11 protein-coding genes are annotated in these 15,114 nt (G+C 46.3%); 10 read left to right on the forward strand and 1 reads right to left on the reverse strand.

Annotated features, from left to right (window positions below; genetic code table 11):
- Window positions 1–57 precede the first annotated feature (57 nt).
- From bamA to J2X05_RS09260, 10 genes are all read left to right on the forward strand, one after another.
- Entirely contained in the window at window positions 58–2,718 is a 2,661-nt protein-coding gene (bamA, locus tag J2X05_RS09215; RefSeq protein ID WP_374725273.1) for an outer membrane protein assembly factor BamA, read from the forward strand.
- A 37-nt stretch (window positions 2,719–2,755) separates the two neighbouring features.
- Window positions 2,756–3,268 (forward strand): OmpH/Skp family outer membrane protein, encoded by a 513-nt coding sequence (locus tag J2X05_RS09220; RefSeq protein ID WP_310071654.1) that lies wholly within the window; start codon window positions 2,756–2,758, stop codon window positions 3,266–3,268.
- A 17-nt stretch (window positions 3,269–3,285) separates the two neighbouring features.
- Window positions 3,286–4,311, forward strand: coding sequence for a UDP-3-O-(3-hydroxymyristoyl)glucosamine N-acyltransferase (lpxD, locus tag J2X05_RS09225; RefSeq protein WP_310071657.1), 1,026 nt, complete (start codon window positions 3,286–3,288; stop codon window positions 4,309–4,311).
- A gap of 30 nt (window positions 4,312–4,341) precedes the next feature.
- Window positions 4,342–4,779, forward strand: a complete 438-nt coding sequence (gene fabZ, locus J2X05_RS09230) for a 3-hydroxyacyl-ACP dehydratase FabZ (protein ID WP_310071660.1) — start codon at window positions 4,342–4,344, stop codon at window positions 4,777–4,779.
- Window positions 4,780–4,812: 33 nt separating this feature from the next.
- Window positions 4,813–5,583: an acyl-ACP--UDP-N-acetylglucosamine O-acyltransferase gene (lpxA, locus tag J2X05_RS09235; RefSeq protein WP_310071663.1), complete on the forward strand. Its 771-nt coding sequence runs from the start codon at window positions 4,813–4,815 to the stop codon at window positions 5,581–5,583.
- A 94-nt stretch (window positions 5,584–5,677) separates the two neighbouring features.
- Complete coding sequence (gene lpxB / locus J2X05_RS09240) at window positions 5,678–6,823, forward strand: lipid-A-disaccharide synthase (protein ID WP_310071666.1); 1,146 nt, start codon at window positions 5,678–5,680, stop codon at window positions 6,821–6,823.
- Between the two features lie 17 nt (window positions 6,824–6,840).
- Entirely contained in the window at window positions 6,841–7,449 is a 609-nt protein-coding gene (rnhB, locus tag J2X05_RS09245) for a ribonuclease HII (RefSeq protein WP_310071668.1), read from the forward strand.
- A 27-nt stretch (window positions 7,450–7,476) separates the two neighbouring features.
- Window positions 7,477–11,010 (forward strand): DNA polymerase III subunit alpha, encoded by a 3,534-nt coding sequence (gene dnaE / locus J2X05_RS09250; protein ID WP_310071669.1) that lies wholly within the window; start codon window positions 7,477–7,479, stop codon window positions 11,008–11,010.
- Between the two features lie 186 nt (window positions 11,011–11,196).
- Window positions 11,197–11,646, forward strand: a complete 450-nt coding sequence (locus J2X05_RS09255; protein WP_310071673.1) for a CBS domain-containing protein — start codon at window positions 11,197–11,199, stop codon at window positions 11,644–11,646.
- Between the two features lie 249 nt (window positions 11,647–11,895).
- Window positions 11,896–12,843, forward strand: coding sequence for an acetyl-CoA carboxylase carboxyltransferase subunit alpha (locus tag J2X05_RS09260; protein WP_310071675.1), 948 nt, complete (start codon window positions 11,896–11,898; stop codon window positions 12,841–12,843).
- 72 nt (window positions 12,844–12,915) lie between these two features.
- On the opposite strand, the gene J2X05_RS09265 is transcribed toward J2X05_RS09260, so the two are convergent.
- Window positions 12,916–15,114, reverse strand: a complete 2,199-nt coding sequence (locus tag J2X05_RS09265; RefSeq protein WP_310071678.1) for a bifunctional serine/threonine-protein kinase/formylglycine-generating enzyme family protein — start codon at window positions 15,112–15,114, stop codon at window positions 12,916–12,918.

Raw genomic sequence — 15,114 nt, forward strand, 5'->3', positions numbered from 1 at the left:
CCGGGCTGCGACCAACATTCATTTATGATTAGAACAGATTCTATGAAGCGAGTTTTGATGCGAGTTATTGGCTGTTTTCTAGCGCTATTCCTGTCTTTTGCGGTACAGGCGCAAACCTTTCGTGTAAGCGATATTCGTGTAGAAGGTTTACAACGCGTGTCAGCAGGTACCGTCTTTAGTGCCATGCCTATCCGTGTTGGCGATGTCCTGACCCAGGCTGATATTCAAAATGCGACCCGCGAATTATTCAAGATAGGCTACTTCTCCGATGTTGCTATCAAGCGTGATGGCGATGTTTTGGTATTGGTGATCAAAGAGCGCCCAGCAATTAACAAGATCGAGCTGAAAGGTAACAAGGCCATCAAGACTGAAAACCTGATGGATAGTTTGAAAGACAATAATTTGTCTGAAGGGCAAATTTTCCAGCGTGCAACATTGGAAGGCATCACTCAGGCATTGCAGCGTGAATATGTGAACCAAGGCCGCTATGGCGCAAGCGTGAATATCGAAATTGAAGATATGCCGCGCAACCAGGTCAAAGTATTGGTAAAAATTGATGAAGGTAGCCCTTCGCGTATCAAACAAATCAACATTGTTGGCAACAGTAGTTACACCGAAGAAGAGTTGATTGACTTGTTTGAGTTGAAAACGACAGGTATGTGGTCGTGGATCTCCGGCAATGACAAATACAATAAAGAAAAAATGAAAGGGGATCTGGAACGCATTGAGTCTTGGTATATGGATCGCGGTTATCTGAACTTCAAAATTGATTCATCACAAATATCGCTGAGTCCGGATAAGGCCAAAATTTTTATCACCGTGAATATCACTGAGGGTGACATTTACCGGGTGAGCGATATAGAACTTGCTGGTGATCCTGCGATTGACGAGCAAATTATTCGCAGCATGATTTTGATGCGCAAAGATCAAATTTTTTCGCAAATACTCATGACTACCTCGGAAGAATATGTCACCAAACGTCTGGGTAATGAAGGCTATACCTTTGCCAAGGTCGAAGGTATGCCCGAGCGCAATGATGCTGATAAAACGGTAAAAATTACCTTCTTTATCGAACCAGGTAAGCGTGCTTATGTAAATCGTATTAATTTCCGCGGCAATACCAAAACGGTTGATGAAGTCTTGCGCCGTGAAATGCGCCAGATGGAGGGTGGTTCAGCCAACTCCGCACAAATCGAAAATTCAAAAGTGCGCCTGGAACGTTTGGGCTTCTTTAAGGAAGTTAAAGTAGAGAATAAAGAAGTTCCCGGCACGTCTGATCAAATTGATGTTGAGTACACTGTGGAAGAGCAGCCATCCGGTAGCATGGGGTTGCAGGTTGGTTACGCGCAATATTCAGGTTTACTATTTTCTGCCAGTATTCAGCAAAACAATTGGTTTGGCACGGGTAAGCAAGTGGGTTTCAGTTTTAGTCATAACCGTTACCAAACGGCTTATAACTTCAATTACAACGATCCTTACTTCACGCCAGATGGTGTAAGCCGTGGTATGAGTTTGTATTACACCAAGAGCGACTACGGTTCGTACAACGTAACGCCATATAGCACTAATGTTTATGGTGGTAAGCTGAATTTTGGTTACCCGATTTCTGATATCGAGCGTATCGGCTTTGATATTGGTTTGCGTAGTCTGGAAGTAGAACCAACTGGTTACTCTTCGCAGGAAATTATTCGTTCACCATTTTGGAATTCAACCACAGGCTACATCACGCAAGCACAATATTACGAGTTAGTTCAAAAATTGAATAATGGTATCGATTTTCCTAATGGCATTTTTACGCCACAGACATATAGCGAAGAAATGCTAAATGCACCTGGCTTTCTGGATATCTATGGTGACACTTTTAACGATGCACAAGTAAGTATGTATTGGTTGCGTTCAACACTGAACCGCGGTGTGTTGGCTAATCGTGGAGCATCACAACAACTTACATTCGAGTTGTCGTTGCCCGGTGGTGATTTGCAATATTATAAATTTGATTACACAGGGCAAATATTTACACCGCTTACAAGATCACTTACTTTGCGGTTACATACTCGTTTGGGATATGCCGGAGCATATGGTGATCTGGATGAATTGCCCTTCTTTGAACATTATTACGCTGGAGGGTTTGGTTCAGTACGTGGTTTTGAGCGCAACACGCTCGGCCCGCGTAGTTCACCGCAACGTACTGCTGTCAGCACGCCGACGATTTGGGACGACCTAAATGGTGATGGTGATTATATTGGCGATACCGGTGAGGTCGGGGGGGGCGCTTACATATTGTGTGAAGACCCTGATGAGCCTGGGGTTGGTTCCAGTGGTCAAAATGGCGTAATTCGTATATGTAATCCCGGTGAATTGATCAGTGATGCGGTTCTGGGTAGTACTTATACCAGTCGAACCCGTGGTGCCTTTGGTGGAAATGTGCTAATTCAGGGAGGGGCAGAAATTTTATTCCCGCTACCTTTCATCAAGGATCAACGTTCTATTCAAACAACATTCTTTGTCGACGCAGGCAACGTGTTTGATACAGATTGCGGCGCAACACAGCTCAACTGTTATGGTGTTGATATAGATCGTATCAACGCATCTGTGGGCTTTGGTTTAACCTGGATTTCCGGCTTTGGTCCTATGACCTTCAGTATTGCCGAGCCATTCAAGGAAAACGAATATGATCGCACAGAAGTGTTCCAGTTCTCCTTGGGGCAAACTTTCTAACAATAATTTTTTAATATCAAATCAAGAGGAATAGATCGTGACTGTTACACAAAAAATGTTTGCTGTAGTTGCATTGTCGCTGATGTCGGCTGTTTCATGGGCGCAAGGTAAAGTGGTTGTGCTCGATCCAACTGGTGCAGTGATGGGTACTGCCGCAGCAAAAGCTAAATTTGAAAAATTACAAAAGAGTGCAGAATTTGCTGCCGCTAAAGCAAAGTTAGAAGGCTTACAAGCAGACATCAAAGCATTGCAAACTGAGTATCAAAAAGATGGTTTGACTTGGAGTGCAGAAAAGCGTGCCGAGAGCGAAAAGAAATTGCAGAGCCTTGGTCAGGACTACCAATTCCAAGGCAAAAAATTGCAGACCGAGCAACAAGCTTTGATGCAACAAATCATGCAAGAGATCGGTCCGAAGATGGAGGCTGTTGTTAAGCAATTAGTCGAGTCAGAAAATATCAGCATGATTGTTGACGCTAAGGCCGTGATGATGTCAAAACCAGAAAATGATTTGACTCCCAAGGTGACTGCCCTGCTTGATAAAGCCAAATAAGATCGGGCTTTCTGCACATGAAGCGTTCTTATTTATTGGCTGAATTAGCGCAACTGCTGGGTGCAGAGTTGCGTGGTAACGCAGAGCACGAAATAAGCGCGCTTGCTACTTTGCAGTCTGCTGGCTCAGCAGACTTAAGTTTTATCGCTAATCCTGCCTACAAAAAGTACTTGTCTACAACGCAAGCTGGGGCATTGCTTATCAATGCGGAGCTTGCTGACGAGTTTGCGGGTAACAAGCTGGTGATTAAGAATCCTTATGTCGCTTACGCCAGATTGTCGGCAATATTTGAATTTCTCCGTGCCCCATACTCAGGCATTCATCCTACCGCCGTTATCGGTGAAGATTGTTTTTTGGGTGAAGACATTTCCATCGGCGCGAATGCAGTCATCGGCGATGGCGTAACCTTGGCTGATGGTGTGATTGTCGGCCCCGGTAGCTATGTTGGTAATGATAGTGTTGTGGGCGCTAACACACGACTTGCGGCGAATGTCAGTGTTTATCATGGTGTTAGCATTGGTGCTGACTGCATGCTGCATAGCGGTTGCGTGATCGGTGCTGATGGTTTTGGTTTCGCACCTGATGCTAGTGGCTGGATCAAAATTCACCAACTAGGTGGAGTACAAATTGGCAACAAGGTTGAAATTGGTGCTTGTACTTGCATTGATCGCGGTGCGCTTGACGATACTTTTATCGGTGATGGTGCCATTATCGATAATCAGGTCCAGATTGGCCACAATGTGCGCATAGGCAAAAATACCGCCATAGCTGCTCATACCGCCATCGCCGGCAGCACTACAATTGGTGCAGGTTGCACTATTGCAGGTGCAGTTGCTATCGCCGGTCATTTAACACTTGCAGATAAGGTGCATATTACGGGTAGGAGTATGGTGTCTGCTTCAATTTCTGAACCGGGTTCTTATTCATCCGGCACACCCTTGGCTCCAACAAAAGACTGGCGTAAAAATGCAGCACGTTTTCGCCATTTAGATGCTTTGGCAACACGCTTAATAAAACTCGAACGCACTCATGGTGCGGAATAAATTTTTCATTGATCGCTTGGGGTTTGTACCATGATGGACGTTAACGAAATTCGCGAATACCTACCACACCGTTATCCCTTTTTGTTGGTGGATCGCGTGGTGGAATTGATTGAAGGTGAGTCAATTATCGCGTACAAAAATATTACTGTTAACGAAGAAGTCTTTAATGGTCACTTTCCGCAAAGCCCTGTATTTCCGGGTGTTATGATTATTGAAGCTATGGCGCAGGCATCAGGTATCCTTGGCTTTAAAACCATGAATAAAAAACCGCAGGATGGATCGATCTATTTGTTTGCAGGTGTGGATGATGTGCGTTTTAAGCGGCAGGTAATTCCTGGTGACCGCTTGCAACTGGAATCGCGGGTTATTTCGGAAAAGCGCGGTATCTGGAAATTTGAGTGTAAAGCCAGTGTTGACGGCGTATTGGCAGCATCTGCCACTATTCTTTGTGCAGATCGCAAAATTTAATTCGCGTTAGCCTGATATTAGCGAGAAGATATTTTGATAGATTCATCTGCAATTATTCATCCTAGTGCCAAACTGGCGGCTGATGTTCAGGTCGGTCCCTGGACGGTTATTGGCCCTGATGTTGAAATAGGTGAGGGCAGTGTGATTGCCTCTCATGTTGTGCTTAAAGGCCCGACCACTATCGGCAAGCACAACCGTATTTATCAATTTTCATCGGTCGGCGAAGATACTCCTGACCTGAAGTACAAAGGTGAGCCAACCCGTTTAGTTATTGGCGATAATAATGTGATTCGCGAAGGTGTAACTATTCACCGCGGTACCGTGCAGGACCGGGGGGAGACTACGATTGGAGATCACAACCTGTTAATGGCGTATGTCCATGTCGGGCACGACAGTGTGATAGGCAATCACTGCATTCTGGTGAATAACGCAGCGCTGGCTGGCCATGTGCACATTGGCGATTGGGCAATTCTGAGCGGATTTACCTTGGTTCACCAGTTTTGCAAAATCGGTGCGCACAGTTTCTCTGGTATGGGCAGTGCGATTGGCAAAGATGTACCCGCTTATGTGATGGTCAATGGCAGCCCTGCTGAAGCAAAAAATATTAATGTGGAAGGGTTGCGTCGGCGCGGCTTTACCAAAGACGATATCAATTTGCTAACCAAGGCTTATAAAACGATTTATCGACGTGGCTTGACGCTCGATGAAGCACTGACGGAATTGAATCCATTAGCTGCAGAATCCCCAGCATTACAGGTGTTGATTGATTCTTTAAACAGTTCAACGCGCGGTATTGTTCGTTAAATATTTTTTTGTTGTGTCGTCATCTAGAGAGTTGTCTAGAAAATTACCCGCACAGTTTTCTCCTCGAAAAACACGCTAAAAATCCGGAGGCTTAGTGTCTGATCACATACACATAGGTATTGTTGTCGGAGAGGCATCCGGAGATATTCTTGGCGCAGCACTGATGCAAGAGTTGCGTCGCCACTTTCCCACAGCAGAATTTTCCGGTATCGGTGGCCCGCGCATGTTAGCGCAGGGTTTTCACTCGTATTTCCCACAGGACCGTTTAGCGGTAATGGGGCTAGTTGAGCCCTTGAAGCGCCTGCCGGAATTGTTGCGTATCCGCAAATTTTTACGCGAGCATTTTATCGCTAATCCTCCCGCTGTATTTATCGGCGTGGATTCACCCGACTTTACCATTCCTCTTGAAGCATCACTTAAAGAAAAAGGTATTAAAACCGTTCATTATGTGAGCCCCTCAGTCTGGGCTTGGCGACAGAAACGCATTATTAAAATTGCGCGTGCAGTTGATTTAATGTTGACGCTCTTGCCTTTCGAAGCAAAGTTTTATCAGGAGCATCACGTGCCGGTGGAATTTGTTGGGCATCATCTTGCCGACGAAATTCCATTGCACGTCGATAAAATTGCCGCACGTAAATTGCTGGGCTTGCCTGAGGAGGGTCGCATAGTTGCACTGTTGCCTGGAAGCCGCGCGAGTGAAGTGGAACGGATGGGTGAAGTGTTTATGCGCACTGCCGTTTACTGTTTAGAACAAGATCCCAGTTTACAATTTATTATTCCTGCGGCCAGTCCGGATCGCTACCGCCAATTGCATATTGAATTGAATGAGTTTGTCGATTTTCCTATCGAATTAATTAATGGCCATTCCCATGAGGCTATGGCAGCAGCTGATGTGGTTTTATTGGCGTCAGGTACGGTCACGCTTGAAGCCTTGTTGTTGAAAAAACCCATGGTGGTTGCCTACAAGATGGCACCACTCACATTCAAGATTTTATCTTGGTTAGTAAAAACGCCTTGGGTGTCATTACCTAATTTACTGGCGCAAAAAATGTTGGTGCCGGAGTTGTTACAAAACAACGCCACTCCTGAAACACTCAGTACGGCAGTGATGAACTATTTTGAAAACCCTGAAGAAGCACAAACATTAAGTCAAACCTTTGCTCAAATGCATATCGAATTAAAACGTGACGCGAGTGCCCGAGCAGCGGATGCAGTGGCTCGTTTGATTAAACAACAGTAAATTACGCAGGTGTCTTTGTGCTTGAACCTTTTATCAGTGCGTATCAAGGTCTACTCGGTGCTGGTTGTGATGAAGTAGGTCGCGGACCGCTAGCGGGTGATGTAGTTGCAGCTGCTGTTATCCTTGATCCGGAAAATCCTATTGCAGGTTTGGATGATTCCAAAAAACTCACTGAAAAAAAGCGTGAGCAGCTATTTATTGAAATTCAACAAAAAGCCAAGAGCTGGTGTATTGCGCGCGCGTCTGTTGCTGAAATTGATAGCATTAATATTTTACAAGCTAGTTTGCTTGCTATGACTCGCGCGGTTCAAGGACTACATATTCAGCCTGAACATGTGCTGGTAGATGGCAATAAATTACCTAAATGGCATTACCCTGCTGAAGCAGTTGTGAAAGGTGATAGCCGAGTTGCCGCGATAAGCGCAGCTTCCATTCTGGCCAAGGTAACCCGTGACCGTGAAATGATTGCGTTGGATAAAACTTATCCGGGATATGGTTTTGCTGATCACAAAGGTTATCCCACCAAAGTGCATATGGATGCCTTGGATAGATTGGGCATTACACCCATTCATCGCACTTCCTATGCGCCAGTGCGTGCCAAAATTGAACAAATGAAATTGTTTTAATGCCCTAACGCCCTTCAGAAAATACTTATGCCTGCTGCTAATTTTGTCCACCTGCGTTTACATACTGAGTTCTCACTGAGCGATAGTTTGGTGCGGATTAAATCGCTCGTTAAGCGCACGGCAGAATTAAATATGCCAGCTTGTGCGATTACCGATCAGACCAATTTTTATGGCCTTATTAAGTTTTATAAGGCTGCACAAGGTGCTGGTGTCAAGCCCATTGCCGGTAGTGATTTTTGGATTGCGAGTAACGATAGTGAAGGTAAGCCAACACTCATTACCTTATTGGCGATGAATGATCGCGGGTATAAAAATATTATCGAATTAATTTCGCGCGCGTGGCGTCATGGCCAGCAACAAGGTGTTGCCTACTTGCAGCGCGAATGGATTAGTGAGTACAGCGAAGGCGTAATTGCACTGTCCGGCGGAAAGTTTGGCGATGTGGGTATGGCGTTACTCGGTGGCAGAACACCGCAAGCCGGTGAGTTGTTACAGGGGTGGATGCGTGATTTTCCCAATCGCTTTTATTTAGAGTTACAGCGTACCGGGCGCGAAAACGATGAAAATCACCTGCATGCAGCAGTTGCACTGGCAGCAGAAATGAATTGCCCCGTTGTTGCAACCAATGATGTACGCTTTTTAAAAGCCAGCGAATTTGAAGTACATGAAGCGCGTGTGTGTATTAGTGAGGGTCGTGCATTGGATGACCCCCGACGGGAGCGTCGCTACAGCGATCAGCAATACCTACGCTCTGCGGAAGAGATGACGGAATTATTTAGTGATATCCCCGAAGCCATCACCAATACCATCGAAATTGCCAAGCGCTGTACGGTTACAATTCAAATGGGTAAATACTTTTTACCTGCATATCCGGTGCCGGAAGGTCTTACTGAAGCAGAATTTTTCCGGAAAATTTCGCACGAAGGTTTGGAGCAGCGGCTTGAACGTATTCTTGACAAATCTTCCCCCGATTATGCGGAGCGCCGTAAAGTCTACGAAGACCGTTTGACCTTTGAGTTGGATATTATTAACCAGATGGGATTTCCTGGTTACTTCCTGATTGTAATGGACTTTATCCAATGGGCGAAAGATCACGACATTCCCGTTGGGCCGGGTCGTGGTTCGGGTGCTGGATCGCTCGTTGCCTATTCATTAAAAATTACCGATCTTGATCCGCTGCAATACGATTTGCTGTTCGAGCGCTTTCTAAACCCTGAGCGGGTCTCCATGCCGGACTTTGATATCGATTTTTGCATGGACAACCGCGACAAGGTTATTTCTTACGTTGCCGATAATTACGGCCGCGATGCTGTAAGTCAAATCATTACCTTCGGTACCATGGCTGCAAAAGCGGTAGTGCGCGATGTGGCACGGGTGCAGGGAAAATCTTACGGTCTCGCCGATAAACTTTCCAAGATGATTCCCCCCACTCCGGGTATGACACTTGCGCAAGCGCTTGAAGAAGAGCCGCAACTTAAAGAATTTATCGAGCAGGATAGCGATGCCGGTGAAATTTGGGAGATGGCGGTGCAGCTTGAGGGGTTGACGCGTAACGTCGGTAAGCACGCCGGCGGTGTCGTTATTGCTCCCACCAAGCTTACGGATTTTTCGCCGCTTTATTGCGATGAAACTGGCGGAGGTTTGGTTACCCAATTTGATAAGGGTGATGTGGAAGAGGCGGGCTTGGTGAAGTTTGACTTCCTCGGTTTGCGCACGCTCACGATTATCGATTGGGCACGCATTATGATCGATAAGCAGCGCGTTAAAAAAGGCGAAGCTCCGCTTGATATAAGTGCAATTCCACTTGATGATCCCAAAACATTTGGCTTATTAAAACGCGCTGAAACCACCGCCGTATTCCAGTTGGAATCGCGCGGTATGAAAGACCTGATCAAGCGATTACAGCCAGACAATATTGAAGATCTTATTGCATTGGTGGCGTTGTTTCGTCCCGGCCCATTGGAATCGGGCATGGTGGATGACTTTATCAACCGTAAACACGGGCGCGCGCAAGTCGCGTATCCCGATGCAAAATTTCAGCACCAAAGTTTAAAGCCGGTGCTTGAGCCAACTTATGGCGTTATTGTTTATCAAGAGCAGGTCATGCAAATCGCTCAGGTGTTGGCTGGTTATACCCTCGGCGGTGCGGATATGTTGCGCCGGGCGATGGGTAAGAAAAAGCCGGAAGAGATGGCGAAACAGCGAGAGGTTTTTGAAAACGGCGCAAAAAATCAGGGCGTTGATCCTGAGCTGGCGATTAAAATTTTTGACTTGGTAGAAAAGTTTGCAGGTTATGGTTTTAACAAATCTCACTCTGCGGCCTATGCAATTGTCTCCTATCAAACCGCTTGGCTAAAAGCACATTATCCTGCGCATTTTATGGCGGCGACTATGTCGTCGGACATGGATAAGACCGATAAGGTGGTTACCTTTATTGAAGAATGCCGCACCATGAAATTAAAATTGTTACCGCCGGATGTTAACTCCGGCGAGTTTCATTTTACGGTGGATGATGCAGGCCGAATTATTTACGGATTGGGTGCAATTAAAGGTTTGGGTGAAGGCCCGGTTGAATCGATTATTGCTGCGCGCAATGAAGGTGGTCCTTTTAAAGATTTATTTGATTTCTGTGCTCGTGTCGATCCGCGCAAAGTAAACAAGCGTGCAATGGAAGCCATTATCCGCTCCGGCGCTGCTGATAATCTTGGGCCGACGAGCAATACACCGCAACACAATATTGACCATGATCGCGCGGTGATGTTTGCAGCGATGGGTGAAGCTGTTAAAACAGCTGAGCAAGCAATGGCAAATACGAATGCCGGTATGATGGATTTATTTGGCGCAGTGATTGCCAGTGACGACTCCAGTACCAATGTGTACAGTGAATTTCGCCGTGTGCGTACTTGGACAATGAAAGAGCGTCTGAACGCAGAAAAAGAAACGCTCGGGTTGTATCTCACCGGCCATCCCATTGATGAATACGAAAGTGAACTCACTCATTTGGTTAGTTCGCGTATCGCCAATTTAAAACCTGAAAAAGGTACGCAGACCATTTCCGGTTTGGTTATTTCCCAGCGCATCGTGAAAACCAAACGCGGCGATAACATGGCGATCCTGACAATTGATGATCGCACCGGCCGCATGGACATCACACTTTTTGCCGAAACGTTTAATAACTCGCGCGATGTGTTATCAAAAGACGGTTTGCTCGTTATTAGCGGTCAGGTCAGATACGATGACTTCAGTGGCATGTTAAAAATGAGTGCGGATAATCTGCGCTTGCTTGCCGATGTGCGTCAGGAAAAAGTGCGTGAACTATGGCTGGAGTTGGAATCCGGCGCACTGCCAGCTAGTTTTTCGCGCGAGTTGGGTGAAATGCTTGATCCCTATCGTCAAACGCCACAGCAAGAGGCGCGTTGCGCGATTGTCGTTGATTATTTACGTAGCGATGCGCGCGCACAATTGCGTTTCGGTAGCCAGTGGAACGTACGCCCGGAAGACGAATTGTTGCAGCGCTTGCGCGATAGCTATGGCAGCACAAAAGTACGTCTTGTTTATTGACACTTGTATGTAATCTTTGCCCGAAAGACTGCTATCTGCAGCCTTTTTCTTTTCACCCGCAACTGTTGTTTATATAAACTTATTCTAAAAAGCTAACTTCGACAGATTTTCTCAGTCTCTTGTGCTGCTCACATCCATCTAAACTCTAATAGAAGGTAAAAAAACTGAATGATGGAGGGCAGTAACATGTCATCAATTCTTGTTAAAGATTATATGCAGGCTAATGTGCAGGCGATCAACGCGGATGCCAGCGTGCGCGAGGTGGTTGAGCATTTACTCAAATGGAATATTACTGGCGCACCAGTGGTGGATGCGAGCATGGCAGTGGTGGGTTTTGTGTCGGAACAAGATTGTATTAAAGAAATGTTAAACAGCGCTTTCTACGCTGAGGATTCAGCTCTGGTCACCAGCATTATGCGGCGTGATGTGCTGAGTGTTACTCCGGATACCAGTATTCTGGAGATCGCGGAAATCATGCTCGGTAACAAACCTAAAAATTATCCTGTCACTGAGCACGGCAAGCTGGTGGGGTTGATCAATCGCCGGCATATCTTGCAGGCCTTAAAACAACACAGTGGGAGCTACTTCTCACCGGGCCGTGAGCGCCCATTATTTTCTCTGGTACAAGTTATGTAATAGCGTCTAATGCTTAGGGGTTTGTTCCTCAGTGGGGCAAATCCTGACGCCACATCTTTTCAGTCCGGTTTAAGGTCCGGGCACTCCCTTCATTTTCGCTGGAAAAGATCGACTAAATCGCCCATTTCGCGTAAGGTAGCGCCCCAATTGTGCTGCCTGTTAGACTGACTAAAAAGCCATCAGTAGCAGGCTGCAGCACTCACCCTATAAGTCAAAATGGTAGTTTGCTACCCGGATCAAGAGCTCGCTATGAATCTGAATTATCTGGATTTTGAACAGCCCATCGCCGAACTCGAAGGCAAGATTGAAGAATTACAACTAGTGGGCAACAGTTCCGATGTGAACATCGCCGATGAAATCGCCAAGTTGCGTGAAAAGAGTACCAAGCTGACAGAGACCATCTATTCCAAGCTGACCGCTTGGGATATTGTGAAAGTCGCTCGTCACCCGCACCGCCCGTATACCTCTGATTACATTTCCCGTGTGTTTACCGAGTTTGACGAGTTGCATGGAGACCGTCATTTTGGCGATGACGCGGCAATTATTGGTGGCGTGGCACGTCTGGATGGCAAACCGGTGATGGTAATTGGCGAAGAAAAAGGCCGTACTGTCAGTGAAAAAGTTATGCGCAATTTCGGTATGCCGCGCCCTGAAGGCTATCGTAAGGCTCTGCGCTTGATGGAAATGGCTGAGCGGTTCAAGCTCCCGGTATTGACCTTGATCGATACTCCCGGTGCCTATCCTGGTATCGACTCGGAAGAGCGTGGTATTTCTGAATCTATCGCACAAAACCTGGCAGTTATGTCGCGTCTGCGCACCCCGATTGTCTGTACAGTAATCGGTGAAGGTTCTTCTGGCGGCGCCTTGGCGATCGGTGTAGGTGACCAGCTCAACATGCTGCAGTATTCCACCTATTTCGTTATCTCCCCTGAAGGTTGCGCCAATATCATTTGGAAAACCGTTGCTAAAGCACCAGAAGCAGCGCAAGCAATGGGTGTTACCTCAAAAATTTTGCAAGACTTGGGCATTGTTGATGAAACTATTCCCGAGCCTCTGGGCGGCGCCCATCGCAATGTGGACGATATGGCGAAAAAACTGCAGGAACGTTTAGTGGCGCAGGTTGATCGTTTGAGCAAAGAACCAGTTGATGCATTACTTGAACGCCGTTATCAGCGCTTGATGAGCTATGGTAATTAATCCAAAATAAAATTTTGAATAAAAAAACCGCTGATGAGAGTCAGCGGTTTTTTTATGGGAGTTAATTGAAGATTAATTTTCCCGCTTGAAAATGCTATCGGAAATCTCACGAAAAATATTGCGTCTTCGCGGTCTGTTTTCGTTTTTGATTTCATTCTCTATTTGTTGTGCCGGGGTTTCTTGTACCAAGCGCAAGCCAATGGACTTGCGCGATTTGCTTGCAGTAATTGCCACTTGCGAATAAGCCGTAATGGCTTCAACTTTACTGGCAAATGATCCGCCACGCACTGCGCGTTTTATACAGGCTGATGCGGGAGTTTTATCAGCGCAATCATTTACCCATTCGGCGACATTGCCAGCGGTATCGTGGATGCCAAAATCATTGGGCGGAAAACTGCCTACCGGCTGCGTTTTATTGTTAAAGAAGCTTGCCCAGAATGATTTGCAGCCACGGCGACAATTCGCCCGCTCATGTGCGTCATTTTCATTGTTACCCCACCAGTAACTGCTGGTCGTGTTTCCACGCGCGGCATATTCCCATTCGGCTGCTGTTGGTAGGCGATAATTTTTACCGGTAGTTTTGCTAAGCCAATTGGCGTAGGCGATGGCATCATCCCAGCTGACATTAATGACCGGGCGCTCACCGCGGCCCCAGCCCATATCGTCAGGTAGTGCGCGATTGGTTGCTAGCGCAAAAAAATCGTATTCATTAAATGTAATTTCGTAGCGACTGACTAAGTAATTATTTTCCAGCACTACCGTATTAGCAGTGCTGCTATTGGCATCGCCCATTAAAAATGAATTGCTATAAACCTCTACCATTTCTGGTAATGGCAGTTGGTTTGGGTTGGCAATTTGTGCTGATTTTTGTAGCGCAATGTCCCAGGTTTGGTTACGTGCATTAAGCCTTATCCATTTGGTCTTGGATGCATAACCCGGGTGGCTGATTTCTATATGGTAAGCAGCGGGGGCGAGTGGCATACCGGTTGAATATTTATCTTTGATATTGAGTATGCGAACCCGCGCTTCAGCGGGTATAGGATTAATAGTTAGCGGCAATAAATTGTCGCTCACATTTTGGTGGGCGTTTGTTGTCTCATCACTCCCGTTTGCAGACAGCTGTGCCCATTGTTCACGTGTGCTGGTATTGGGTTGTTCATCAACAAACATAAAACCTATCGCCAATAGTACAAGTAAACCTAGCGAACCATAAACCCAGCGCAGTTTGTTGCGGCTATCGTTAAATATGCTTGATGTTGGACCAGCCATATAACCAGGTGCCGCGACAAGTGTCTGCTCTAACTGCGAGCTGGTGATGATAGTTGGCTCTGCTGGGGATGTGGAAAGTTTCCCCGCTCTCGCATTAAAAAACGCGGCAGATCTATTTGCAAAAAATCGTAGGTCTTGTGCTACGAGACTGCCTAATGTCTTGATTAATTGAACAGATTTCACAGTCCCACCGCCAACCATCATCAGCGATTTGTTGCTGGCAATAGGTTCGAGTATATCAATCAGCTCGCGCGCTGTTTGGAAGCGCTGCTCCGGTTTTTTGGCGAGCAGTTTGTCCATTATCGATTGCAGTGCAAATACATTCAGTGGAAGCTTGGGGGCTTGCTCATGAATATGTTTTATTCCCAATGCGAGCGAACTATCTGCTTGAAACGGACGCTTGCCGGTAAGCATTTCATAGAGCACTACACCAAGGCTGTATAAATCCGATCGCCCATCGCTGGTCTCGCCCTTGGCTTGTTCCGGGCTCATGTAATAGGGCGTACCGATTACTGCTCCCACTTGCGTCATATTCGCTTTAGATTTAATTGTGCGTGCTATGCCAAAATCGGTGAGTACGGGTGAGTCATCTTCGCGGAACAAAATATTTTCTGGTTTGATATCGCGATGAACGTAGCCTTTGCTGTGAGCATGTTCCAATGCAGCAGCAATTCCCAAGGTAATTTTTAATGCAGTGTCAGTCGCAACTCCCTGCGTGATTTTTTCATCCAATGAACCTTTGGGTAAAAACTCCATGGAGATATAATTAAATTTTTCATGCCGACCTATGTCGTAAATCGGAATAATATTCGGATGTGAGAGTTGGCCGATTATAGTAGCTTCGCGTTGAAAGCGTTGGTGAAATTCCGGATCTTGATCCAAAGACGGCTTCATGATTTTAAGTGCAACAGTACGCCCAACACTGTGTTGGGTGGCTAGGTAAACAGTCGCCATACCGCCACTGTTGATTTTTTTGATCAGTGTGTAGCCGGGGATTTGCAT

The organism is Cellvibrio fibrivorans (assembly GCF_031457055.1).
In the GTDB taxonomy this organism is placed as follows: Bacteria; Pseudomonadota; Gammaproteobacteria; order Pseudomonadales; family Cellvibrionaceae; genus Cellvibrio; species Cellvibrio fibrivorans.